Origin of the sequence: Flavobacterium marginilacus (assembly GCF_026870155.1) — a bacterium.
Taxonomy (GTDB): Bacteria; Bacteroidota; Bacteroidia; order Flavobacteriales; family Flavobacteriaceae; genus Flavobacterium; species Flavobacterium marginilacus.
The window spans coordinates 1,691,532-1,715,487 of record NZ_CP113975.1 but is presented as its reverse complement, the minus strand read 5'-3'; the positions used below and the strand labels follow the sequence as shown (position 1 = coordinate 1,715,487).

The following is a 23,956-nucleotide window of genomic DNA, read 5'->3' as shown; positions in this document are numbered from 1 at the left end:
TTTCGTTAATTTGACGCAAAAATACAAAAAAACGTTTGGTAAACAATTAGATTATAATATATTTGACAAGTAATTTTCAACAAAACAACACCATTATCATGCCAATAACAGCCAACGACACTAGTAGAAAATCATGGTTAGAGGTACTGCCCGACAGCGACTTCCCTATCCAAAATATTCCGTTTGGAGTTTTCCTTACCAAGGAAAACATTGTGACAGTAGGCTCTAGAATTGGTGATTTTGCAATCGACTTGGGTGCATTGCAACAACTGAATTACTTCGAAGGAATTGAATTGACAGATGATATGTTTATGCAGGATACTTTGAATGATTTCATTTCCGACGGGCAGAAAACATGGCGTTTAGTCCGAAACAGAATTGCAGAAATTTTTGATGCCACAAACCCTGAATTAAGAGACAATACCAAGCATAGAGACATTGTTATTTTCAAGATGGAAGATGTAGAAATGCAGCTTCCTGTACTGATAGGCGATTATACTGATTTTTATTCCAGCAGAGAACATGCAACCAATGTAGGCAAGATGTTTCGTGATCCCGAAAATGCTTTACTGCCAAACTGGCTTCACGTTCCTGTAGGCTACCACGGAAGAAGTTCTTCTATTATTCCGTCTGGAATTCCTGTTCACAGACCGATGGGGCAGATTCTGCCAAACGGTGAAACTTCACCTGTTTTTGGTCCGTCACGATCAGTAGATTTCGAATTGGAAACGGCTTTCATCACTACCGACTGCAATATTATGGGCGAAACTATTCCCATTGCCGAAACCGAAGATTATATTTTCGGGATGGTTTTAATGAATGACTGGAGTGCGCGTGATATCCAAAAATGGGAATATGTACCGCTGGGACCATTCTTAGCAAAAAACTTTGCCACATCTATTTCTCCATGGATTATCACTATGGATGCTTTAGAACCTTTTAAAACTAAAGGTCCAAAGCAGGAACCGACGCCTTTTCCTTATTTGCAGCAAAAAGGAAAACACACCTTTGATATTAATCTTGAAGTTGCCATTGCACCCGAAAACGGAGAGCCGACTATTGTTTCCAGAACCAACTTTAAATATATGTATTGGAGTATGAGTCAGCAATTAGCACATCACACCTCCAATGGCTGCCGTGTTAACTCAGGCGACATGATGGGCTCAGGAACGATTTCGGGACCAACACCGGACAGCTACGGTTCCATGCTGGAATTATCATGGGGCGGAAAAAACCCAATCACTTTAAATGACGGAAGCGAACGTAAATTTATTAATGATAACGACACTGTAATCATAAAAGGACACAGTCAAAACGGACAGGTACGTATTGGTTTTGGTGAATGTTCCAGCAAGCTGCTCCCTCCTTTTGTGAGACAATAAAATTTTATTTCAACTATATAAAATCCGACATTTTTTTATAATCTGTCGGATTTTTTTTGGCATTATTTTTGTATAAAACAGTTTTTTAAATTGATTCATCGTTTCAAAATTATTGTAAATTCGCAAACATATTTTTAACCTGCTATTGACCTAAACTACTACCCCATAAAATGAAAAAAACTACTATTCTAATTGCTTTTTTTACGTTACTTGCTTCTTGTGGCGTAAAACAGACCCAGAACAATTTAGCTTCAGGAAATTATGACGCAGCCATCGATATTGCACTTTCCAATCTGCGTTCCAACAAAGACAAAAAAGGAAAACAGGATTATGTCTATCTGCTTGAAGAAGCTTTCGCCAAAGCTAAAGAAAGAGACTTAAACACTGTCAGCTTTCTGAGCAAGGAAAACAACCCAAGCAATCTGGAGAAAATTTACAATACTTATCTGACGCTAAATGACCGCCAGGAAAAAATAAAGCCTTTGCTTCCGCTGAAATTAATCAAAGAAAACCGAAATGCTATTTTTCCGTTTGACAATTATAACGATCAAATAATAAGCAGCAAAAATGCTTTGTCAAATTATCTGTACACCAATGCTAAAGCCTTAATGCTTACCAAAAACAAAATGAATTACCGCAGGGCTTATGACGATTTAGTTTATCTGGATAAAATAAATCCGAATTACAAAGATGCAGGTAAAATCATCGATGAAGCTCAGTTTAGAGGAACAGATTTTGTTATTGTGACTACTCAAAATGAAACCAATATGCTTATTCCAGTACAATTGCAAAATGATTTATTGGACTTCAAAAGCTATAAAATGAATGACAAATGGACTATTTATCATAATGCCAAACAAAAAGATATTCATTACGATTATGGAATGCTTATCAGTTTTAGATCTATTTCAATTTCTCCGGAGCAGATTAAAGAACGGGAGTTCGTAAAAGAACGACAAATAGTTGATGGACAGAAAAAACAAATTGACTCTAACGGAAAAGTAGTTCTAGACAGGCTGGGAAAACCTGTAATGATAGACAATACCATAAATGCAACGGTGAGAATTTATGAAGTAAGGCAATTTAAATCCTGCCAAATCACTGCCAAAGTAGATTATTTTGACAAAAACACTAATCAGCAGCTAGAATCTTTTCCTATTGCCAGCGAGTTTGTATTCGAAAATATTTATTCTACTTACAAAGGAGACCGCCGTGCTGCAGACGATAATTATTATGCCTATTTTGACAAGAAAATTGTTCCGTTTCCTACAAGCGAACGAATGGTTTATGATACCGGCGAAGATTTAAAAGCAAAGATAAATGCTGTAATTACCAGCAATCAATTTAGAAAATAAACTAACCATATTATATTATCCAAAAAAAGCAGCTCAAAATCGAGCTGCTTTTTTTTACTGTTCTGTATAATACCTCTTGCATTTTAAATACTTACAAAAAAGCAAAATATTTACTTTTTAGCCCCGATTGCAGTGAAAATCCTTTTGTAGAGACGGGTTTGAAACCCGTCTCTACAAAAGATTGCAGCGGAGCGGGACCGATACTTCCTGAAAATGCCAAATTTTTCTGCTCCAAAATAATTATCAAGTTTAGATTATTTAAACCCTACAATCTGTTCTTCGGCGGCGATAACTTCTTCTACGAATTTTTTGTATTCCAAATAATCTGTTGGTTTTATATTATCCCAAAGAATAGTCACCTCTCTTTTTACCTTGAGTGAATTATTTTTCAAAAGTTCAAACTGTAAGGTATAATTTTGATTCTTAAATGAAAACTTTTTGCTTTCTGGTATTTCTGAGAATTTCTTTCCTTCGGGTATGTTCAAGACAACTTCCGATTCATATTTGTTATTATTTTCGTAGTTGAAATAATTAATATCAAATTTTCTGCTTTCAGTGGCAATAATATCTCTTGTGTATACTTTATCGATAAAAGGAATTTCGGTTATCTTAAGTGTTCCCACTTTTTGCAGATTTTCATTTATTGAAAATTTAGTTTCATAAGTAAGCGCTTTGTCAAATATTTCATTAGATAAAAGCTTTACCGACTGCAGAGTAACCAGTTTTTGCAGCTGTTTATTATATCCTTTTTCTATCTCTTTTTCTCTGATTTCCTTTGTAGTAGCATCCGAAAACAATTCATTATAGTATGATTTTGTAGCTCCTTCAATTGTATGCGTGTTCACAAAAACTTTGGACTTATCGTCTAAGGTAACAATCGATGATGTTTTCAAGCTGTTTTGAATCGCTGTATCAAAAGGAATATTTATTAGTTTTGAAGCCTCATTTTCTTTTTTATCAAATGAAATAACTAATGCATTTGCGCTGTATAATGACCCTGGAAGCATTCTGTAAGGCAGATACCTGTCTGTAAGTTCCAAGAAAACATTTTTGTTGTCAATCTTTGTCTGTACTATACAATGATTGAAATCCCTTGATGGAAGCCGCATCGAATTAAAGCCATTATCATTGGTAGAAACCAATACCAAATTAGACTTCAATCCTGCATACTCTGATAATGCCACAAACAAGGTAGATACATCTTTACAGTCTCCTAATTTTGTTGTAATTGTTTTTGAAGGCTTTTGAGGAACATAACCGCTTTGTCTGAAATCCAGCGAACTGTAAGTGATATTTTTTTCTATATAGGTATAAATAGCTTTTGCTTTTTCATCATCTTTCAGATTAGCAGTTCCTTTTGGAAAAATGGTATTGAATGTCTCTTTGGTAATTTTATCCAATTTTAAATTTTTCTTTACCAAATCAGAATACCAATTCGAAATATCGCTCCATGATTTTATAGTTCCTACTTCAATTGTATTGGTAAGATCTGTCGAAATCGGGGCATAATCCTCTTTGAGCGATAAAGCTGGTATATTGGTTCTTTTCCAGATACTGCAGTTCTTGCCATTTATTTTTCTGCTGACTGCGGCTATATCGCCATTGTTAAAATCAGTATAATACTTACAGTCTTCCGGGCTTATCAATGCAAAAATAGCTTCGGTAGACGGATATTCGCTGTCAAAATAACAGGAAAGATTAAAATCTTTATAAAAACGGCCGGTACCATTTTCAATGCGTTCGTATTCTATATAAATAACATCCCCAACTTTTAAATTTGAAAATACTAATAAATCATTTCCTTGTTCTGCAGGGACAATTGTTCCGTCCGGTTTAATGATTTCAGATTTTAAAACCGTATTATTACTTAAGCTTATCGAATACTCCTTCATTTTTTCGATTCCATTCTCAGAAGTCACTTCGTATAAATAGGAAACTCTGGATTTTCTTCCTCCTTCCGGAAAAACATTTACAATGTATTCGTCCAATAATAATACCACACCGTAATCACTCTTTAAACCGGAATTTCTTCTGGTTTTAGCCAATTTGTAAACATCCTTTGTCGCAACTTCATCAATTTCGTTCGGAATTTTAGAAATATCATACAGCTGTTTTCTCAGTTTTTCATTACCTGAATTGTATAACAATGACTGGCGGATGTACTTTTCTGCTTCTTTATTATTCTTCATCAGATTATAAATTGCAGCTTTCTTTTCCATATTTGTAAACGAATAAGGAAAATTGCTCAGATTTTCATCTATGACCGCTAAGGCTTCATCGTATTTATTTTCATTGGACAAGATTGTTATATAGTCATTCCTGAATAAATTTATATAACTATATTCTTTAATCCGTCTTTTTACAATTCTCTCGACTGCAGCTTTATCATTGAGTTCATTATAATAGTTAATCAGTAAATTATCTACTTCATTAATTATTTTATCTTTTGCTAATTCTTCCAAAAGAGCAATTGTCTTGGCTTTGTCATTTTTTAATTTTAAATATAAAGTAGCCGATGCAATTTTAAACTTTTCGTTGCCATGCGTATCTTTATCAATATCTTTCAATAATCGGAACATTTCTTCAACATCTTCTTTTTTGGATGCAATTAAAAAATCAAACATCAGCTCACAAAAACGCTGTTTGTATTTTTTTGAACGGTCTCTGTAAGCCTCCAATTCGGCAATAGAAGAATTTTGAAGCCACTTGCCGTCTAATATCTTCATAAAGTTGACATAATAATAATCGATGTCGTTTTTTTCAATATTTTTTATAATCTCCTGTTTCTTTTGTTCTTCATCGCCCGCTAAATCATAGTACCGAAGAAAATAACTTGCAATAAAAGAACTGTTCGGATATTTTTCATCCAGCCCTTCAATAGCTTCATACGCGTCAATATATTTACCGTTTGACTCATAAGCCGAATACTGAAATAATTTGTAAAGCAGATTATTAGGATTCTTTTTTACCAGATTATCAAAATAAGCTTCATAATCTAATTTCAAGACTTCAGCCTCCGCTGCATCCGATTTTGAAACAGTATACGGCAGATACTCTTTACTGAATTTCAAATCGCCGGCATCACTATAGTCCAGATTTTTCACCTGGGCAGAAAAGTAATCCCCTCCGCTGGTAACAGATAGTTTGAAAAGCAGTCTGTTTACTCCTTTTTCTAAATCAATTTTCAGAGTATAAGCATCGAGATTTGTTCTCTTAATCTCTTCGTTTAAATAGATTTCCTTGTCATTCAAAAATATTTTCAATCCCTGGCTGGCACCAAAGCGCAGCAGAAAACTTTTCTTTTCCGGCGAATCAATAAAAGTCTGGGCATAAATAATTCCGTTGCCGTATTCTCCTTCATTTGTAAAAAACTGATACGCATCATTTTCTACATACTTGGGATTGTACCAGCCAATTTTACCATTACTGTTGGCATCAAAAAGTTTATCGTTTTTGGCATAAATTTCAGCTTCATATTCAATGCCTAAACCGCTGCCGTTCAGATTCTCAAAAACACCGCAAAACTGCCATTGAGTTATAACTCCTAAAGCAGCAAATGACTTTTGAGCCTCTTCAAATTTCATTCTTTTGCGCTCAAATATTGCTTTTCTGTATTTTACAATGGGTAAATCCTTAAACTTTGGGGATGACGCTAAATAGTCGATTTTATTATAAGTTAAATCATTGCAGGCATCTGTCGAAATATCGCTGAGTATAATGTCCCTGTTAATAAAAGGAGCGATATAATACTGGGAATTAGGAAGTTTTTCAAGATTTTTCAGCATCGTTTCATCAAAACTGATCCTTCCCGACTGTTCATCTATAAAAGCATCCAGAAACAACAGATCAATATTAGCTGTTTTGCTTTTTCCAAACTGTTTATCAAATAAAGCTCTTGCTTCATCTCTTTTATTATTAATCAGCAGATTCAAAACATTGGTATAATCTGCCTGCGAATAAATAAAATTTGAAACAAACAGTAAAAACAAAATAGTAATTTTCTTCATAGTTTTGGTTGGTTAAATAGCTTTTTAATTTTTATCTTCTAATAAAGGAACAAAACGGAATTCTCCAAACTCATGTTTTTCAAACTGCGTTTCATTAATACGGACAAGCATAGTCATAATCTGCACATCTTCTCCCAAAGGAATTACGAGTCTCCCCCCCACTTTTAGCTGTGCCATCAATGGCTGCGGGATAAAAGGGGCACCTGCAGTAACAATAACACTGTCAAAAGGTGCATAATTTGGCAGTCCTTTATAGCCATCTCCAAAAGAAAGATGTTTAGGACGGATTCCTAGTTTTGGCAGTAAAACAGAAGTCTGTTTGAACAGCTCATTTTGTCTTTCTATAGAAAAAACCTGAGCTCCCATTAAGCATAAAACGGCTGTCTGATATCCAGAACCGGTACCTATTTCCAGTACTTTATGTCCTTTTTGTATTCCTAAAAGCTGCGATTGAAAAGCAACTGTATAAGGCTGTGAAATTGTCTGCCCGGCTGCAATAGGAAAAGCCTTATCCTGATAGGCATAATCTTCAAAACTGGAATTTAAAAATAAATGACGCGGTATTTTTTTTATCGCTTCCAGCACATTTTTATCCGTAATTCCTTTTTGCTTTAATACGTTTACTAATTGATTACGAAGTCCCTGATGCTTTGCTGTATCTTTCAAAATTTAAGTTTTTTATTATAGAACAAAAATAGAAAACTAAATCAATTTTTCAATTCAAAATAAAACCAAATTCTGCCCCAAAATAATAAGCATTTCTCCTGAATTTAATATTTTTATAAATTGGATTTTCTTATTTTATTACTATTTTTGTGGAAACATCATTATTATGCTGAAAATTGGAGTATTAGGTGCTGGACACCTAGGTAAAATACATTTGCGTTTATTACAACAATCTGAAAAGTATGAATTAGTTGGTTTTTATGACCCCAATCTAGAAAACGCCGAAAAAATAAACAAAGAATTTGGATACAAAAATTTCAATACCATTGCAACCCTTATCCATGCAGTAGACGTTATTGACATCGTTACACCTACACTTTCCCACTATAAATGTGCCAAAGTAGCAATCAAATCCGGGAAACATGTTTTTATTGAAAAACCGATTTCCAATACTATTGAAGAAGCTGAAGAAATTATAGCATTAGCAAAGGAATTCAATGTAAAAGGCCAGGTTGGTCACGTAGAAAGATTCAACCCTGCGTTTATCGCTACCAAAAACATGATTGAAAACCCAATGTTTATAGAAACACATCGATTAGCAGAGTTCAATCCCCGCGGAACCGATGTCCCAGTAGTTTTGGATTTAATGATTCATGATATTGATGCTATTATGAGTGTGGTTAAATCTAATGTAAAAAAAATTGATGCTAGTGGTGTTGCTGTAATAAGCGATACTCCAGACATTGCCAATGCCAGAATTGAATTTGAAAATGGATGCGTAGCCAATCTAACCGCAAGCCGAATTTCTTTGAAAAACATGCGCAAATCAAGATTTTTCCAAAAAGATGCCTATATCTCGGTAGATTTTCTGGAAAAAAAATGTGAAGTAGTCAAAATGAAAGACGCGCCGGAAGTTCCAGGTGATTTTGATATGGTTTTACAAAACGCCGAAGGTGTAAAAAAACAAATTTATTTTGAAAATCCGGATGTAGAAAGCAATAATGCCATCCTTGACGAATTAGAAACATTTGCTGATGCAATTAATAATGATACTACTCCGGTTGTAACACTGGAACAAGCCACTGATGCCTTAAGAGTGGCTTATCAGATTATTGATTGTTTCAATAAATAAAAAACTAAAAATTCCATTAAAGTTTAAGGTTTAAAGTCTATTATGTAGATTTTAAATTTTAAACTTTTTTAACTTTAAATATTAAAAAATGAAAATTATTGCTGTAATCGGAGCCGGAACTATGGGTAACGGAATTGCCCATACATTTGCGCAAAGCGGTTTTACTGTAAAACTGATCGATGTTTCCGAAAAATCATTGGATAAAGGGATGGCAACTATTTTTGCAAATTTAGATCGAATGGTTTCTAAAGGAACCATAACTGAAGAAGATAAAGTCAAAACCATTACCAATATTATCACTTATACTGATATTAAAGACGGTGTGGTTGGTGCCGATTTGGTAGTCGAAGCAGCTACAGAAAATGTAGAATTAAAACTAAATATTTTCAAACAATTAAACGAAGCCTGTTCACATAATACTATTTTGGCAACCAACACTTCGTCAATTTCGATTACTCAAATTGGAGCTGTTGTAGCACATCCTGAGCGTGTAATAGGAATGCACTTCATGAATCCGGTGCCGATTATGAAACTGGTAGAAATCATCCGCGGATATAATACCAGCGATGAAGTGACGAACATCATCATGAAGTTATCCGAAAAACTCGGTAAAACTCCTGTTGAAGTAAATGATTATCCCGGTTTTGTGGCCAATAGAATTTTGATGCCAATGATTAACGAAGCAATCGAAACCCTATACAACAAAGTTGCCGGCGTTTATGAAATTGACACTGTTATGAAACTGGGAATGGGACATCCAATGGGACCTTTACAGCTAGCCGATTTCATTGGTCTTGATGTATGTCTTGCTATTTTGAATGTAATGTACGACGGTTTCAAAAATCCAAAATACGCTCCTTGCCCATTATTGGTAAATATGGTTAGAGCAGGAAAACTGGGAGTGAAATCAGATGAAGGTTTTTATGATTACAGCGAAAGTAAAAAGGCTGAGAAAGTATCAAAGCAGTTTGTTTAAAATCAATTTTGGCAGTTTATAACTATTCAATTGTAAATTATGAAAACATTTGAAGCTGAATATAGAAGTTTATTTCAACGCTTTTTTAATATTATAAACGTAATATATTTAGAGTATTTTATACTTTTTGCCTCTTGTATTTTCATTCTAAAACCAGCAAAACCATATTTAATAATCTTTGGAATACTTCTTTTCATTATTTTTATTGTATTAGTTATCAATAATAATAAAACCAATATCCATAGAATAACTTTTCATGAAAACACTATCGAATTACAAGGAGTAACTTTCAATGAAGAATGGAAAAAATCAATCAGCATAAAAGGAACAAAAATATTTTTAAAAAGTAAAAGTTCTAAGCAAGGTATATGTGGAGCCACTTTTTATATTCAATTAAAAAACACAAATAAAAAATTTTCTTTAAATAGGTTTCAAACTTTTTCTGATCAAGAAATAATTGAAATCTTTAATGAATTTAAAAACCGTAAAGAAGAGAAAATAATTATAGATAAAAAACTGATTGTAAATAGGATCAAAGAAAAAATAGAAAAATGTCAATAAAAAATAATCTTCTACATATAAAATCAACACTTCCAGAACATGTTACTCTGGTGGCGGTTTCCAAAACAAAACCTGTTTCTGATTTAATGGAAGCCTATAATGCCGGTCAGCGTATTTTTGGTGAAAACAAAATTCAGGAAATGGTTGACAAATGGGAACAAATGCCCAAAGACATCGAATGGCATATGATAGGTCACGTTCAGACCAACAAAGTCAAATACATGGCGTCTTTCGTAAGTTTGATTCACGGTGTGGACAGTTTTAAATTATTGGAAGAAATCAACAAACAAGCCAAGAAAAACAATCGAATTATTGATTGTTTACTGCAAATATACATCGCTGAAGAAGAATCAAAATTCGGTCTTGATGAAGAAGAATTGTCAGTGCTTCTCTCCTCGCCTGCTTTCAAAGAGATGAAAAACATCCGAATTGTAGGTTTAATGGGAATGGCAACCTTTACAGATAAACAAAACCAAATCAAAAAGGAATTTCAGCACCTGAAATCAATTTTTGATGGATTACAATCACTGCAAGCTGCAAACTGCAAACTGCAAACTGTTTCAATGGGAATGTCGGGCGATTATCAATTGGCAATTGCATGTGGCAGTACAATGGTTCGAATTGGAAGTAGTATCTTTGGAGGAAGATGAATTAAAAAATCAATATCAATTACAAAAATCAATTCTCTTAAATGGAAAAAATATTCAATTTTGAAGACAGATTAGTTCGCTTCGCAGGTGAATGTATTTTCTTTACAAGACAATTAGAAAAAATATTTGAAAACGAATATTATAAAAATCAATTAATAAGATCATCCGGAAGCGCCTCTCTAAATTTTGGAGAAGCACAAGGCACAGTAACTGATAAAGATTTTATTTTTAAACTTTCATTAGTTGTAAAAGAGTTAAAAGAATCGAGAAATTCTTTAAAAATTCTAGATTATATTAAAGAAGGCGATGATGCAAAAAGAAACACACTTTTAACAGAGATTGAGCAGCTAATTGCTATTTCATCAAAAATGATAATTAATAAAAAACAAATCACTGACAATTAGAAATTCAATGATAACAGCAATTCCAATTTTCATATTAAAAAAAATTGAAATTGACTTTTGCCATTGCTATTGATTTTTGCTATTGATTTTTGCCATTGATATTGAAAATGTACGCAATACTAGACATAGAAACCACAGGAGGACAATTCAACGAAGAAGGAATCACAGAGATTGCTATCTATAAATATGATGGGCATGAAATTGTGGATCAATTCATCAGTTTGATCAATCCTGAAATTCCGATACAGCCGTTTGTTATCAAACTCACGGGTATCAATAACGAAATGCTTCGTGGCGCACCAAAATTTTTCGAAGTAGCCAAACGCATTATCGAAATGACAAACGACTGCGTGCTTGTAGCTCACAACGCCTCTTTTGACTATCGAATTCTCCGCACCGAGTTTCGACGTCTTGGATATGATTTCAATATCAAAACCCTCTGCACCGTAGAATTATCCCAGCGTTTAATGCCGGAACAGCCATCACACAGTCTTGGAAAATTAGTAAGAGCACTGGGGATCCCCATGGCCGACAGACACAGAGCCAGCGGTGATGCCATGGCGACAGTCAAACTTTTCAAGATGCTTTTGGACAAAGATTTAGAGAAAACCATCACAAAAGAACTCATCAAATTTGAAGTTATCAAAGGGGTTTCTCCGAGATTACTGGACATAATCGAAAGCCTTCCTTCTAAAACCGGAATTTATTACATTCACAGAGAAGACGGCAGTATTATATTCATCGGCCAAAGCAAAAACATCAAAAAGAGAGTCAATCAGCATTTTACAGGCATAACCAGCAGTGCCAAAAAAATTCAAGCCGAAGTATTCACAGTAACTTTCGAAGAAACCGGAAGCGAGTTGATTGCACTATTAAAAGCATCTGAAGAAATAAAGAAAAACAGTCCGATTTACAACAGAATGTCACGCAAAAAAATGCTGAATTGGGCAATCTATACCGAAAAAGACAGTGACGGATATTTGAATTTAAAACTTCAAAAAGCAGACGGGCGCAAAAAAGAAATAACCGCTTTTTCCAGCCAGCAGGAAGCAAAATCAGCCCTAAGCCGTATTACGGCAGGCTATCAATTGTGTCCAAAACTAACAGGACTTTCAGATTCGAAAACTCCTTGTCCGCAAAACGAAAACAATCCATGTGACGGTGCCTGTTCAAAGAAAATAACGTCAGAAGAATACAATGACCGAGTTCAGGTTTTTATCGACAAAAATCTTTTCGATAACAAAAACATGATTATCATCGACCGTGGCCGAAAAACCGGCGAACACAGTGCTATATTAATAGAAAACGGAATCTACAAAGGATATGCTTTTTATGATTTGAACTATCAGATTAACACTCCTGATATTCTAAAAAATATCTTGATTCCAACGCCCAACAACAAAAACACCCGAAATTATATTCAAGAATATCTAAGAAAAAACAGGGTGCAGAAAATTATTAATTTTTAAAATTAATTAAGCCATTTTATTGACAGCTGATCCAGCTGTACACTGCAGCTCCTCATTATTCCAGTAGTTTTTCCAAGACATAAAAGGAGTATTTGAGCTACCCTCTCTTTTGGAGACGGGCTGGGGGTGAGGAGTCGCTCTTTTATGCCAAGAAAAACAAACTGTAATAACTGCGGGGCTTCTATTACCATCTGGGCTAGTGAGAGCAGTAGTTAAAAGAAGAAAATGCAAAGATTGCAACAAAACGAATGAAATATTTAATCACCATAGTCGGACCAACAGCCATAGGAAAAACAGCCTTGAGCATCCAGTTGGCTAATCATTTTAACTGCGAAATCATTTCCTGCGACAGCCGGCAGTTTTTCAGAGAAATGACAATTGGAACCGCCGTACCAAGTCCCGAAGAACTGGCTTCAGCAACACATCATTTCATTCAAAATAAATCGATTTTTGATAATTATACCGTAGGTAATTTCGAAAAAGAAGCGCTTATAAAAATCGAAGAACTATTTCAGACCAATGATTACGCAGTCCTCGTTGGAGGTTCCGGATTGTATGTCGATGCTGTTTTAAAAGGCTTTGATGAATTTCCGTCCATAGATTCTGCTATTCGTGAAAAAGTAAATTTAAATTATGAAAATTTCGGAATCGAATATTTACAGCAACAGTTAGAGATACTTGACCCTGAATATTTCCAAAAAATAACTTCCGAAAATCCACAGACCTTACAAAATCCGCAACGTATGATGCGCTTTGTCGAAGTCTGCCTTGGAACAGGAAAACCGTATTCATCATTTTTAAACCAAAAGAAAAACAACCGTAATTTTACGCCAATCATCATTGGCTTGGAAGCCGACAGAAACGTAATCTACGAAAGAATAAACCAGCGCGTGGATATCATGATCAATGAAGGACTTTTGGCGGAAGCCGAAACTTTATATCCCAACAAGGAATTAAACGCATTACAAACGGTAGGTTATAGAGAATTATTCAGTTACTTTGACGGAGATTTTACACTGCCATTTGCCATTGAAGAAATCAAGAAAAACACCCGCCGGTTTTCAAAACGCCAGCTCACTTGGTTCAAACGCAAAGAAAATACCCAATGGTTTAATTATTTGACTGATATAAAATTTATTATTGATTATTTAAAATTAAAAATGTAAACTTTTTTGCAGAGAATTGTATATTTATAGAAACTTAATTTCTTTAATATGAAGCAGATACTATTGTTTTTTTGCCTGTTCTTTTTTCTAACTTCTTGTGAAATTCAGTACGACGGAGAAACAAAAATTGTGGTTACAGGAAAAATTGTTGATGAAAATGGAATTCCAATTCCTGAAAAAAAAATTGATATTACGATATATGGTGATGGCACTTATGCTCCTAGCGATTTGGTTTCTTATGGTAATACAGACCAAAACGGAAGTTTCACACTGATTTTCCCTGCTCCGAAAGGAGACTATAATTTTTCAATAGCTATCAATAATTTAATCAATGAAAGTAGTGAATTTCAGTCGAAAGAATTTTTTGCAAAAAGAAATAATTTTGAAAACTACAAACTGGATTTAAATAAAATCACATTATACAAAACAAAATCGATTACATATTTAAAATTAATTTTAAATAACACCTCAAAAAACAAACAAATAAAAGACATTCAAATAGAAGGAAAACAGACCGATTCTTATATTGATTTAAATCCAGAACCAAACAATCCAAATTATTATTATCCAAACACCAATTTTACTGTAATAAAAAATCAAAATATCATTTTAAAATATACAATTATTGATTATTCAAATTCTGCTGTGACCACTCCGTATAGTATTACTATTCCAGTAAACAATGATGCTGTAACCTATACAATTACATACTAATTATGAAATACACTATCCTCTTAATTTTATTTTGTCTAAAAATATCTTATGGGCAAGAAAAAAAAACTAAAGCTCTAGTAAATTTTAAACCAGAATTTAGTCAATATGCCATAATTCCGTTTAATTTTGGAGACAATTATTTAGCAAAAGCTAATAAATCGAACGTAGGATTAGGTACCAATTTCAGTTTTCTCCAAGTTCAGCATTTCAAACTGGGAATGGGTTATGATTATATCTTTTATTCTATAACAGACCTTTCCAAAACTGGAAATGTTGGAAGCAGCAGATATAATTCTTTTTATGGAACATTGGCTTATGAAATCAAACTTTCAAATGAATTATATTTACAGCCATATTTAGGTTTGGGTTCCATAAACTTAAATTTTAAAAACGGAAATAGAAGTTTTGGACATCAAACAGGGACAGATTTTAGAATTGGTTTTAATTTTGATTATAGATTAAATAAAATTATTTCAGCTTTTACAGGAATCGGTTATGTTTCTTCAAAATATGATATTAATACTGCTCCAGAATTTGTTTCTTTTTATGATAATTCAAAAATGCTTCAAATAAATATTGGAATAAAATTAAAATTCATTAACAACTAAAAAACTAACGATTTTAAAAACATCTTTCTACCCTATTCATAAGAAGTTGAAGACAAATTAATTATTTAACAAATCCTAAAACATATTAAAGGTTTCATACCGAATAAAGCCAAAATATTTATAAAATGCCAATAGATAAAAATTTCACATCCATTCTCAGCAGAGACTGGGAAATTAATTTTACCCAATGCACTCCAAACGGCTATTTAAAATACACCGATTTATGTAATTTACTGCAGTTAACCGCAGCTGCTCATTCTGAAGTGGGCGGTATCAGTTTTACCGATATGCAGGAATTCAATCAAGCCTGGGTACTAAGCAGAATGCGCGTAGAAATCACAGAATTACCCAAATGGAGAGACATTGTAACCGTAAAAACGTGGATTAATTCTCTAGAGAATTCTCGTTCTGTACGAGCGCTTGAAATGTATGTAAACGGAAAAAAAATAATAGGTTCTGAAACCTTTTGGGCTGTTTTCAACACCAAAGCCCGAAGACCAGAACCTTTGGCTTTGCCATACGAACATTTTGAATTATTTCCCGATAAAAAAGCTACTGAAATGGGATTTTCAAAAATAAACCTCCCGCAGGAAAAAGAAGAAATTTTTGAAAGAACCGTTTCTCTATCTGATTTAGACATCGTTAATCACGCCAATAATGTAAAATACCTGGAATGGTGCCTGGATCTTGTTGATGAAAATAAAATACTATCACAACAGATCAAAAGCTTTGAAATGAACTTTTTAAAGGAACTATCTCTCAAGGACAAAGTAATAATTCACGAATGTGTAAATGATACCGACGTCGTGTTTAGCATTACAAAAGACGATAAAACCTGCTACGCTTTACAAGTCAATTGGAAATAAAAAAAAAGCTTCGGAATAATTTCGAAGCTTTTTTGTCTCATAAAAAATCGGATTATTTAGCTTTTACAACTAATCTGAATCCTTCACCGTGAATGTTTAAAATCTCAACATCCTCGTCTTGTTTCAAATACTTTCTTAGTTTAGCGATATAAACATCCATACTTCTGGAAGTAAAATAATTATCATCTCTCCATATTTTTGTCAACGCTAACTCTCTTGGCATCAAATCATTTTCATGGAGAATCAACATTTTAAGCAGTTCATTCTCTTTTGGAGATAATTTAATAGGCTCTTCATCTTTGAATGTCAGGAAACGAAGTTTTGAATTTAAATGAAATTTACCAACATTAAACTCAAATTGAACAACTTCTGTTTTCACATCAGATGCTTTTCTTTGAATGATGGCTTTAATTTTCATCAACAAAACTTCAGAATCAAAAGGTTTATTCAAATAATCATCAGCTCCTGCTTTATATCCTTTTAAAACATCCTCTTTCATAGATTTTGCTGTAAGGAAAATAATAGGCACATCATTATTTTTTTCTCTTATCTCTTTTGCCAGAGTATAACCGTCTTTGTATGGCATCATCACATCAAGGATGCATAAATCATAAGTATCCTTTTTGAATTTTTCAAATCCTTCCATACCATTTTTAGCCAAAACAACTTCAAAATCATTCAGCATTAAATAGTCTTTTAGAACTGCACCAAAATTTAGGTCATCTTCTACTAATAGTATTTTTTTATTTGTGTTTTCCATACTCTAATTTATTAAAGGTAATTTTATAATGAAGGTACTTCCTTTTCCCTTTTCACTCTCTACATATATTTGACCATTATGGTCGTCTACAATTCTTTTTACATAAGCCAGACCTAAACCGTGGCCTTTTACATTATGAATATCCCCTGTATGTTCTCTGTAAAATTTTTCAAAAATTCTTTTTTGAGCAATTTTACTCATACCAACACCATTATCTTTTATTTTAATTAGAACCATATCTTTAATATTCTCCGTATAAATATCAATTTTAGGTATCTCAGGGGTATACTTTATTGCATTTTCCAGAACATTAACTATTACATTCGTAAAATGGACATCATTCAATAAAACTATTTTTCTGATGGCTCCAAAATGAGTTGTAACTGTACCTTCTCTGTCTTCCAGAATTAAATTCACATGCTCAATAGCATCATTAATTACTTCTTCTATATCACTGGATTCTTTAATAATATTCAGTTCTTTCTTCTCTAATTTTGAAATCCTTAATACATTTTCTACTTGGGCATGCATCCGTTTATTTTCGTCCCTGATCATTTCCAGATACTTAAACACTTTGTCTTTGTCTTCAATAATTTTAGGATTTCGGATAGCATCCAAAGCTAAATTTATCGTTGCAATTGGTGTTTTAAATTCATGCGTCATATTATTAATGAAATCATTTTTGATTTCAGAAATCTGTCTTTGACGTATTAACTGATTTAAAGCTGATGTATAAGCAATAATAATGATTAAAGTAAAAATTATAGACAATATTGTAATACTTACCAATTGTGACAGCAGGAACTTCTTTTTGTGCGGAAACGATACATATAATTTATATTTTTCATTCCCTTCATTATCAGTAAATACTGGTATAGAATAAGTTATAGCTTTATCGTAGACAAAATTATCCGATTTTATTTTGGTAACTATTCCATTGCTTAAAATTCCAAACTCAAATTTGGTTTTTACACCATATTCTTCTAATTCCTTTCTGATTAATTTATCAAGTTCCTCATTAGTTACCCTGTCTTCAAGAGGCATCGCTGATAAAATATCCTTATTTGAAATTTCGAAAATAAATTTATCTAAAATGCCTAAATTCCCAACCTTTACACTTTTAACATCAGGAACCAAACTTTGATTAACTGCAGAATTATCAATGGAACTGTTATTGTAAACCTCTGTTATTCTACTAGAACTAAAGCTTTTAAATTTATTGTTATTATCAAATTTTTTATCAAATGAGGGTAAAGTAATATTATACTGTTTTGATTTAACGTTATTAGAATATACTATAGTCTGATTTGTTTTTGGATTTTTTTGAACATAATAAAACTCCATTAAATCCTCCTCTTTCGGCGCAATTCCTGTACTGTCTATCTTTTTATTGATTTTATTATAAAAGCTATAGAGTTCATGCTGCTCCAATTTTTGAGCGACATTCCCTAAAACCTGTTTAACATGGAATTTAAATTGTTCATCATTATTTCGAAATGAGGTATTAAACCAATACACCTGCACAAGAATTATCCCGATCAGGGAAAGACTCATTAGCATTACAAGCAATCTAAAAAACAGTTTATTCATTCAAGCAAAATTAATATTTTAACAATATACTAAATAATGCATTAACCAAAGATTAACATTTAAGAGTTCGTTTGTTTAATTCTTAAAAATTTAAGAATTTTAACAATTTCTAACTTTAATGCCTCGATACTGGTGTTTTCAATAATAAAATCACTTTTTGATGATTTTTCTTCATCGTTCCACTGATTTTTTATCCTTTCTAAAACTTTTTCGCGTGTAGTTTTATCTCTGGCAATAACTCTTTTAATCCTAATTTCTAGAGGGGCAACTACATTTATAATGAAATCACACTCTTTATAACTGCCGCTTTCAAATAAAATTGCACTCTCATAAATAATAAACGGTTCATTCTGATGTTCAAATGTCCATTGCTTAAAATGCTGCCTAACGGCGGGATGAACTATGCTGTTAAGTTTTGCTAAACGATCAGAATCATTAAAAACAATTTCAGATAATCTTTCTCTAATCAGCAGGCCGTTCTCAAAAACAGCATCTCCAAATTCTGCCCGAACCTGATTTAAAACAGTATCCGACTGCATTATTTTTTTTGCTTCCTGATCTGTTATGTAAACTGGTATTCCATGTGAAGCAAACTCATTGGCAACGGTAGTTTTTCCGCTTCCAATACCTCCTGTCAAACCAATTATCTTTACCATGCTATACTTTAAAAAACAATTCAGGAAAAGCTGTTTTCGGATCTTGCTTTAATATAATAACTTTAATATACGATTTTAAAAAACCAAGTCCGTAACCATAAAACTGTTTCCAAACTGCAATTAACGACAAATAACCTATTTTAATACTCTTATTCTGTATAGAAGATAACAAAAACAATGCCAAGAAATAACAAAAATAAATTTTAAGAAGAATATCTTGATTAAAAACCAACAGTATTAAAGATACAAAAAATCCTATTATAAAAAACGTTGGAAAGAAAAAAGTTAATTTATTGTATTGAGGATACCAACTATTGAGTATTGGTCGGGCTTTACCAAATTTACTTACCTGAACAGTAAATTTATCCCAATCGATTCTTCTCTTATGATATACGAATGCATTTGCAAAAAGTCTTGTTTCATAACCCATTTCCCATAAGCGGATAGACAAATCAGGATCTTCGCCGGGATGAATATTCCCGAAACCGCCGGAAGCTTTGAATGCTTTATTAGATAACCCCATATTAAAACTCCTTGGCTGAAACTTTCCGATTTTTTCAGAACCTCCTCTGATACCTCCTGTGGTTAAAAAAGAAGTCATCGTGAAATTAATAGCTTTTTGGATATCTGAAAAACTGTCTAACGCTTTATCGGGACCGCCAAAACAATCCACATAATCTTCCTGCAGAGCTTTTTCAACTTCATTCAGATAATTACTTGGAATAATGCAATCGGAGTCAAAAATTAAAAAATAGTCTCCCCTCGCCTTCTCCATTCCGTAATTTCTGGAATCCCCTGGGCCTGAATTTTCTTTATAGTAATAGGAAATATCAAGTTTGTCACCATATTTTTGAGCCACATCCTGACATCGGATTGTAGAACCATCCTCGATTAGTACAATTTCGAATATTTGATCATAAGTTGATTTTGCTAAACTTTCTAATAATTCATCAACTTCATCAGGACGATTATAAACAGGAATGATCAATGAAAACAACATAATAGTAGTGAGTTATTTTTTTTATTAAATTTCGGCAAAGGTACTTCTTTCTAAATAAAAAAACCATCATAAAAAATGATGGTTTTATATAACAAACGTCTTCTTTAGACTATTCAAACATTTCCATTACTTCCTGACTTACCCCCATATTAGAGAAGCCGCCGTCATGCAGTAAATTTTGTAAAGTCACTTTTCGGGTCAAATCCGAAAACATTACTACTATATAATCTGCACACTCGGCAGCAGTAGCATTGCCTAAAGGAGACATTTTATCTGCAAATGCAATAAAACCTCCAAATCCTTTAACTCCCTGACCTGCCCTAGTCGCTGTAGGAGACTGAGAAATAGTATTTACCCGTACTTTTTTATCTCTTCCAAAGAAATACCCAAAACTTCTGGCAACAGATTCTAAAAATGCTTTATTATCAGCCATATCATTGTAATCCGGAAAAACGCGCTGTGCAGCCATATAAGACAAAGCAATGATGCTTCCCCACTCATTCATAGCATCTTTTTTATACAAAACCTGCATTAGTTTATGAAAAGAAACCGCTGAAACATTCCAGCCTTTTTCTGTAAATTCATAATTCTGATTTGTATAATGATTTCCTTTTCGAACATTAACAGACATCCCTATAGAATGCAGTACAAAATCTATTTTACCGCCTAAAATTTCAACTGCCTTATCGACCAAAATTTCCAAATCTTGAACAGATGCTGCATCGCAAGGTATAATCTGACAACCTATTTTGTCTCCCAGCACATCGATAGTTCCCAACCGCATTGCAGCTGGAGCATTTGTCAAAACAAAAATACCTCCTTCATCATGAATGCGTTCTGCTGTTTTCCAAGCGATTGAATTTTCATCCAAAGCACCAAAAATGATTCCTCTTTTACCTTTTAATAAATTGTACATATTTTTTAAAATAAAGTTATAAAAAAACACCTTATTTCCTTGATTTTAAACCAAGCTATAAGGTGTTTCAAAAATTATAAAATTTGATTTACTAATTAAGATATACTTGGAATCTTAACTAATTCGTTCGTGTCTGCTTTATAATCTACTCCATCAAAACCAAACCCAAATAAGTTATAGAAATCATTTCTGTATCCTTCTAAATCTCCAATTTCGGCAAGATTATCAGTTGTTGCCTGCTCCCAAAGCGCAGCCACTTGTGACTGAACATCCTCACGCATTTCCCAATCATCGATACGAATTCTGCCTTTTTCATCAGTAATCATTGGCTCTCCAGTATATAGTCTTTGCTGATACAAACGCTGAATCTGCTCGATACACCCTTCGTGAATACCTTTTTCCTTCATTATTTTATACAATAAAGAAATATACAGTGGAATTACCGGAATTGCAGAACTAGCTTGAGTTACCAGCGCTTTGTTTACTGAAACATACGCTTTTCCGTTAATATCTGCTAAACTGTCTGAAATTGTAAATGCTGTTGCTTCTAAGTGATCTTTGGCACGGCCAATTGTTCCTTTTCTGTAAACAGCTTCAGTCAATGATGGCCCAATATATGAATAAGCGACAGTTACAGCTCCTTCAGCTAATAGATTTTCAGCTTTCAAAGCTTCAATCCACATAACCCAGTCTTCACCTCCCATAACAGCAACTGTATTAGCAATATCTTCTTCATTACATGGCTCAATAGAAACATCTGAAACTTTTCCTGTATGAAAATCTACTGTTTTGTTTGTAAAAGTACTTCCGATTGGTTTCAAAACCGAACGGTGCAAAACTCCTGTATTTGGATTTAAACGTACTGGCGAAGCAAGACTATATATAATTAAATCAACCTGACCCAAATCAGCTTTAATAAGATCTAATGTCTGTCTTTTTACTTCATTCGAAAAAGCATCACCATTGATACTTTTTGCATACAAACCAGCTTTATGAGCTTCATTTTCAAAAGCAGCTGAATTGTACCAGCCTGGAGAAGCAGTCTTTCCTTCTGCAGGTTCTTTTTCAAAAAACACACCAATTGTAGCAGCATCAGAACCAAAAGCGCTGGTTATTCTAGAAGCCAGACCAAAACCAGTTGAAGCTCCTACAACCAATACTTTCTTAGCTCCAGCTATAGCTCCTTTTGATTTTACATATTCAATTTGATTTTTGACGCTTTGTTCGCTCCCCTTCGGCTGGGCAGTTAAACAAATAAATCCTCTCATTCTTGGTTCTATAATCATAATACTCTTACGTTAATTTATATTGCAATACTTTAAATTGATTGAATGTTCTTATTTTTTTAAATTTAATTGGCAAATATAGCCCAATTATTTAGTTCAACAAGGCTTTTGCATGATTTAAGGCAGAATCCGAAATGACAGTTCCTGACAGCATTTGTGCAATTTCCACTACTCTTTCCTCGTCAGTCAGTAATTTCAATTCTGAAAGAGTATCTTCACCAACAGTAGATTTAAATACTTTGAAATGTTCTGTTCCCTTAGCAGCTATCTGAGGCAGATGGGTGATCGCAAATATTTGCATCTGCGTACTCATTTCTTTCATAATCTCCCCCATTTTATTGGCAATTTCCCCAGAAACTCCCGTGTCGATTTCATCAAAAATCAAAGTCGGCAGTTTTGAATATTGCGCCAAAATTGCTTTAACCGCCAGCATAATCCTTGACATTTCACCTCCTGAAGCCACTTTTTTTAACAGCCCAAAATCAGTTCCTTTATTGGCCGAAATTAAAAACTGCAGTTCATCTTTACCATTTTCAAAATAAGTCGGAGTACTGGTTATTTCCATATTAAAACGCACATTTGGCATACCCAGCGTTTCTAAAATAGCAACCAGTTTTTGTGATAAAACAGGAATAGCATCTACCCTATTTTTATGTATAGTTTCACATATTTGATCCAGATTCTTTGTCGCATCGTCAATTAAAACAGTTAATCTTGCAATTTCGTCATCAATGTTTCCCAGTTCCAATACTGAATTTTCCAGAGTATTCTGAACTGCAATTAACTCATCAACTGTAGTAACCTGATGCTTTTTCTGCAGATTATAAATCAGCTGCAGTTTTTGACTAATCAGGCTTAATTGCTCTGGATCATTGATTAATTTTTCAGAATGACTGTTTAATTCAACAGCTATATCTTCAAATTCAATTTTCAGACTAGAAATCCTTTCATACAGCAAGCTGTAATCTGCAGAAAAAGGAGCCATTTTATGAATTGTATTTTTTATTTCATTCAAATTATGCAGAACTCCAATCTGTTCTTCATTAGCAATAGCTAAAGATTTATCAAGCGATTCTTTGATAATCTCAACATTATTCAGCTGTTCAAAATTTTCTTCGAGAACTTCCTGCTCACCAGACTTTAATTTAGCTCCTGCGAGTTCCTCCAAAAGAAAAGTATTGTATTCCTGTTCTTTTGATGCTTCGGTTTTTCTTTTAATCAAAGCATTTAACTTGCTTTTATCAGCTTTATACTTTTTTAATTCTGATTGATATGAATTGATTATTTCCAAATTATTTGCAATTGCGTCAATAATTTGAAATTGTACCGCTTCATCAGACAATTCCTGAGTTTGCTGCTGCGAATGAATATCTATTAAATACAAACCAAGTTCCTGCAGTTCCTGCAGATTAACAGGGCTGTCATTTACAAAAGCTCTTGATTTTCCTGATGGCAGAATTTCTCTGCGGATAATAGTATCATCTTCATAATCCAAATCATTTGCATCAAAAAAAGGACGCAGATTGTATTTGGATATTTCAAAATGAGCTTCAATCACACATTTTTCTTCTTTATTTTTGAGCGAAGTTAAATCGGCACGTTTTCCTAAAGCCAAACCTAAAGCGCCTAATATTATCGATTTACCAGCACCCGTTTCTCCAGTAATTATCGAAAAACCTTTCGAAAAATCGATTGTTAATTTCTCAATTAACGCATAGTTTTTTATAGCTAGTGAAGTTATCATTAATTAAATTTATAAGTAAAGATGGTTATTTGAAAAAGAAATTACAAA

At 33.3% G+C, this 23,956-nt stretch carries 21 protein-coding genes; 12 read left to right on the top strand and 9 right to left on the bottom strand.

Annotation, left to right across the window (positions count from 1 at the left end; all coding sequences use genetic code 11):
• Positions 1–98: 98 nt before the first annotated feature.
• Both fahA and OZP07_RS07425 read left to right on the top strand, forming a co-directional pair.
• Complete coding sequence (gene fahA / locus OZP07_RS07430; protein WP_194640973.1) at positions 99–1,382, top strand: fumarylacetoacetase; 1,284 nt, start codon at positions 99–101, stop codon at positions 1,380–1,382.
• 170 nt (positions 1,383–1,552) lie between these two features.
• The gene (locus OZP07_RS07425) at positions 1,553–2,737 is read left to right on the top strand and encodes a hypothetical protein (RefSeq protein ID WP_281637826.1); all 1,185 of its coding nucleotides are present in this window, start codon (positions 1,553–1,555) and stop codon (positions 2,735–2,737) included.
• 254 nt (positions 2,738–2,991) lie between these two features.
• On the opposite strand, the gene OZP07_RS07420 is transcribed toward OZP07_RS07425, so the two are convergent.
• Both OZP07_RS07420 and OZP07_RS07415 read right to left on the bottom strand, forming a co-directional pair.
• Positions 2,992–6,744 (bottom strand): transglutaminase family protein, encoded by a 3,753-nt coding sequence (locus tag OZP07_RS07420; RefSeq protein WP_194640977.1) that lies wholly within the window; start codon positions 6,742–6,744, stop codon positions 2,992–2,994.
• A 24-nt stretch (positions 6,745–6,768) separates the two neighbouring features.
• Positions 6,769–7,410, bottom strand: a complete 642-nt coding sequence (locus tag OZP07_RS07415; RefSeq protein ID WP_194640978.1) for a protein-L-isoaspartate(D-aspartate) O-methyltransferase — start codon at positions 7,408–7,410, stop codon at positions 6,769–6,771.
• A gap of 166 nt (positions 7,411–7,576) precedes the next feature.
• On the opposite strand from OZP07_RS07415, the gene OZP07_RS07410 reads away from it, so the two are divergent.
• From OZP07_RS07410 to OZP07_RS07365, 10 genes are all read left to right on the top strand, one after another.
• Positions 7,577–8,542 (top strand): Gfo/Idh/MocA family protein, encoded by a 966-nt coding sequence (locus tag OZP07_RS07410; RefSeq protein WP_194640979.1) that lies wholly within the window; start codon positions 7,577–7,579, stop codon positions 8,540–8,542.
• An 88-nt stretch (positions 8,543–8,630) separates the two neighbouring features.
• Complete coding sequence (locus OZP07_RS07405; RefSeq protein WP_281637825.1) at positions 8,631–9,518, top strand: 3-hydroxyacyl-CoA dehydrogenase family protein; 888 nt, start codon at positions 8,631–8,633, stop codon at positions 9,516–9,518.
• 39 nt (positions 9,519–9,557) lie between these two features.
• Positions 9,558–10,079 (top strand): hypothetical protein, encoded by a 522-nt coding sequence (locus tag OZP07_RS07400; protein WP_281637824.1) that lies wholly within the window; start codon positions 9,558–9,560, stop codon positions 10,077–10,079.
• Entirely contained in the window at positions 10,070–10,729 is a 660-nt protein-coding gene (locus OZP07_RS07395) for a YggS family pyridoxal phosphate-dependent enzyme (protein WP_281637823.1), read from the top strand. Before OZP07_RS07400 ends, OZP07_RS07395 begins: the two co-directional genes overlap by 10 nt.
• Before the next feature lie 41 nt (positions 10,730–10,770).
• Positions 10,771–11,133 (top strand): four helix bundle protein, encoded by a 363-nt coding sequence (locus OZP07_RS07390; protein WP_281637822.1) that lies wholly within the window; start codon positions 10,771–10,773, stop codon positions 11,131–11,133.
• Between the two features lie 107 nt (positions 11,134–11,240).
• Positions 11,241–12,602, top strand: a complete 1,362-nt coding sequence (locus OZP07_RS07385) for an exonuclease domain-containing protein (RefSeq protein ID WP_281637821.1) — start codon at positions 11,241–11,243, stop codon at positions 12,600–12,602.
• A 248-nt stretch (positions 12,603–12,850) separates the two neighbouring features.
• Positions 12,851–13,768: a tRNA (adenosine(37)-N6)-dimethylallyltransferase MiaA gene (miaA, locus tag OZP07_RS07380; RefSeq protein WP_281637820.1), complete on the top strand. Its 918-nt coding sequence runs from the start codon at positions 12,851–12,853 to the stop codon at positions 13,766–13,768.
• Positions 13,769–13,816: 48 nt separating this feature from the next.
• On the top strand, positions 13,817–14,482 hold the full coding sequence (locus OZP07_RS07375; RefSeq protein ID WP_281637819.1) for a carboxypeptidase-like regulatory domain-containing protein: 666 nt from the start codon (positions 13,817–13,819) through the stop codon (positions 14,480–14,482).
• Between the two features lie 2 nt (positions 14,483–14,484).
• Entirely contained in the window at positions 14,485–15,090 is a 606-nt protein-coding gene (locus tag OZP07_RS07370; protein WP_281637818.1) for an outer membrane beta-barrel protein, read from the top strand.
• 125 nt (positions 15,091–15,215) lie between these two features.
• On the top strand, positions 15,216–15,956 hold the full coding sequence (locus OZP07_RS07365) for an acyl-[acyl-carrier-protein] thioesterase (RefSeq protein WP_281637817.1): 741 nt from the start codon (positions 15,216–15,218) through the stop codon (positions 15,954–15,956).
• 52 nt (positions 15,957–16,008) lie between these two features.
• Here OZP07_RS07365 and OZP07_RS07360 read toward each other — a convergent pair whose 3' ends face one another.
• The 7 genes from OZP07_RS07360 to recN form a co-directional block, all read right to left on the bottom strand.
• Positions 16,009–16,716: a response regulator transcription factor gene (locus tag OZP07_RS07360; RefSeq protein ID WP_194640988.1), complete on the bottom strand. Its 708-nt coding sequence runs from the start codon at positions 16,714–16,716 to the stop codon at positions 16,009–16,011.
• Positions 16,717–16,719: 3 nt separating this feature from the next.
• The gene (locus tag OZP07_RS07355) at positions 16,720–18,306 is read right to left on the bottom strand and encodes a sensor histidine kinase (RefSeq protein ID WP_194640989.1); all 1,587 of its coding nucleotides are present in this window, start codon (positions 18,304–18,306) and stop codon (positions 16,720–16,722) included.
• 59 nt (positions 18,307–18,365) lie between these two features.
• Positions 18,366–18,962, bottom strand: coding sequence for a dephospho-CoA kinase (gene coaE / locus OZP07_RS07350; protein ID WP_281637816.1), 597 nt, complete (start codon positions 18,960–18,962; stop codon positions 18,366–18,368).
• Position 18,963: 1 nt separating this feature from the next.
• Entirely contained in the window at positions 18,964–19,962 is a 999-nt protein-coding gene (locus tag OZP07_RS07345; protein ID WP_194640991.1) for a glycosyltransferase family 2 protein, read from the bottom strand.
• A gap of 109 nt (positions 19,963–20,071) precedes the next feature.
• Positions 20,072–20,878 carry an enoyl-ACP reductase FabI gene (locus OZP07_RS07340; RefSeq protein WP_281637815.1) on the bottom strand — a complete coding sequence of 269 codons (807 nt, stop codon included), beginning with the start codon at positions 20,876–20,878 and terminating at the stop codon, positions 20,072–20,074.
• A gap of 95 nt (positions 20,879–20,973) precedes the next feature.
• Positions 20,974–22,164, bottom strand: a complete 1,191-nt coding sequence (fabV, locus tag OZP07_RS07335) for an enoyl-ACP reductase FabV (protein WP_281637814.1) — start codon at positions 22,162–22,164, stop codon at positions 20,974–20,976.
• Positions 22,165–22,255: 91 nt separating this feature from the next.
• On the bottom strand, positions 22,256–23,908 hold the full coding sequence (recN, locus tag OZP07_RS07330) for a DNA repair protein RecN (RefSeq protein ID WP_281637813.1): 1,653 nt from the start codon (positions 23,906–23,908) through the stop codon (positions 22,256–22,258).
• Positions 23,909–23,956 lie beyond the last annotated feature (48 nt).

What these genes read in the sequence shown, in the direction of transcription:
- fahA (WP_194640973.1), top strand. Translation starts at nt 99, where the DNA reads ATGCCAATAACAGCCAACGACACTAGTAGAAAATCATGGTTAGAGGTA.
- OZP07_RS07425 (WP_281637826.1), top strand. Translation starts at nt 1,553, where the DNA reads ATGAAAAAAACTACTATTCTAATTGCTTTTTTTACGTTACTTGCTTCT.
- OZP07_RS07420 (WP_194640977.1), bottom strand. Translation starts at nt 6,744, where the DNA reads ATGAAGAAAATTACTATTTTGTTTTTACTGTTTGTTTCAAATTTTATT.
- OZP07_RS07410 (WP_194640979.1), top strand. Translation starts at nt 7,577, where the DNA reads ATGCTGAAAATTGGAGTATTAGGTGCTGGACACCTAGGTAAAATACAT.
- OZP07_RS07405 (WP_281637825.1), top strand. Translation starts at nt 8,631, where the DNA reads ATGAAAATTATTGCTGTAATCGGAGCCGGAACTATGGGTAACGGAATT.
- OZP07_RS07400 (WP_281637824.1), top strand. Translation starts at nt 9,558, where the DNA reads ATGAAAACATTTGAAGCTGAATATAGAAGTTTATTTCAACGCTTTTTT.
- OZP07_RS07395 (WP_281637823.1), top strand. Translation starts at nt 10,070, where the DNA reads ATGTCAATAAAAAATAATCTTCTACATATAAAATCAACACTTCCAGAA.
- OZP07_RS07390 (WP_281637822.1), top strand. Translation starts at nt 10,771, where the DNA reads ATGGAAAAAATATTCAATTTTGAAGACAGATTAGTTCGCTTCGCAGGT.
- OZP07_RS07385 (WP_281637821.1), top strand. Translation starts at nt 11,241, where the DNA reads ATGTACGCAATACTAGACATAGAAACCACAGGAGGACAATTCAACGAA.
- miaA (WP_281637820.1), top strand. Translation starts at nt 12,851, where the DNA reads ATGAAATATTTAATCACCATAGTCGGACCAACAGCCATAGGAAAAACA.
- OZP07_RS07375 (WP_281637819.1), top strand. Translation starts at nt 13,817, where the DNA reads ATGAAGCAGATACTATTGTTTTTTTGCCTGTTCTTTTTTCTAACTTCT.
- OZP07_RS07370 (WP_281637818.1), top strand. Translation starts at nt 14,485, where the DNA reads ATGAAATACACTATCCTCTTAATTTTATTTTGTCTAAAAATATCTTAT.
- OZP07_RS07365 (WP_281637817.1), top strand. Translation starts at nt 15,216, where the DNA reads ATGCCAATAGATAAAAATTTCACATCCATTCTCAGCAGAGACTGGGAA.
- OZP07_RS07360 (WP_194640988.1), bottom strand. Translation starts at nt 16,716, where the DNA reads ATGGAAAACACAAATAAAAAAATACTATTAGTAGAAGATGACCTAAAT.
- OZP07_RS07355 (WP_194640989.1), bottom strand. Translation starts at nt 18,306, where the DNA reads ATGAATAAACTGTTTTTTAGATTGCTTGTAATGCTAATGAGTCTTTCC.
- coaE (WP_281637816.1), bottom strand. Translation starts at nt 18,962, where the DNA reads ATGGTAAAGATAATTGGTTTGACAGGAGGTATTGGAAGCGGAAAAACT.
- OZP07_RS07345 (WP_194640991.1), bottom strand. Translation starts at nt 19,962, where the DNA reads ATGTTGTTTTCATTGATCATTCCTGTTTATAATCGTCCTGATGAAGTT.
- OZP07_RS07340 (WP_281637815.1), bottom strand. Translation starts at nt 20,878, where the DNA reads ATGTACAATTTATTAAAAGGTAAAAGAGGAATCATTTTTGGTGCTTTG.
- fabV (WP_281637814.1), bottom strand. Translation starts at nt 22,164, where the DNA reads ATGATTATAGAACCAAGAATGAGAGGATTTATTTGTTTAACTGCCCAG.
- recN (WP_281637813.1), bottom strand. Translation starts at nt 23,908, where the DNA reads ATGATAACTTCACTAGCTATAAAAAACTATGCGTTAATTGAGAAATTA.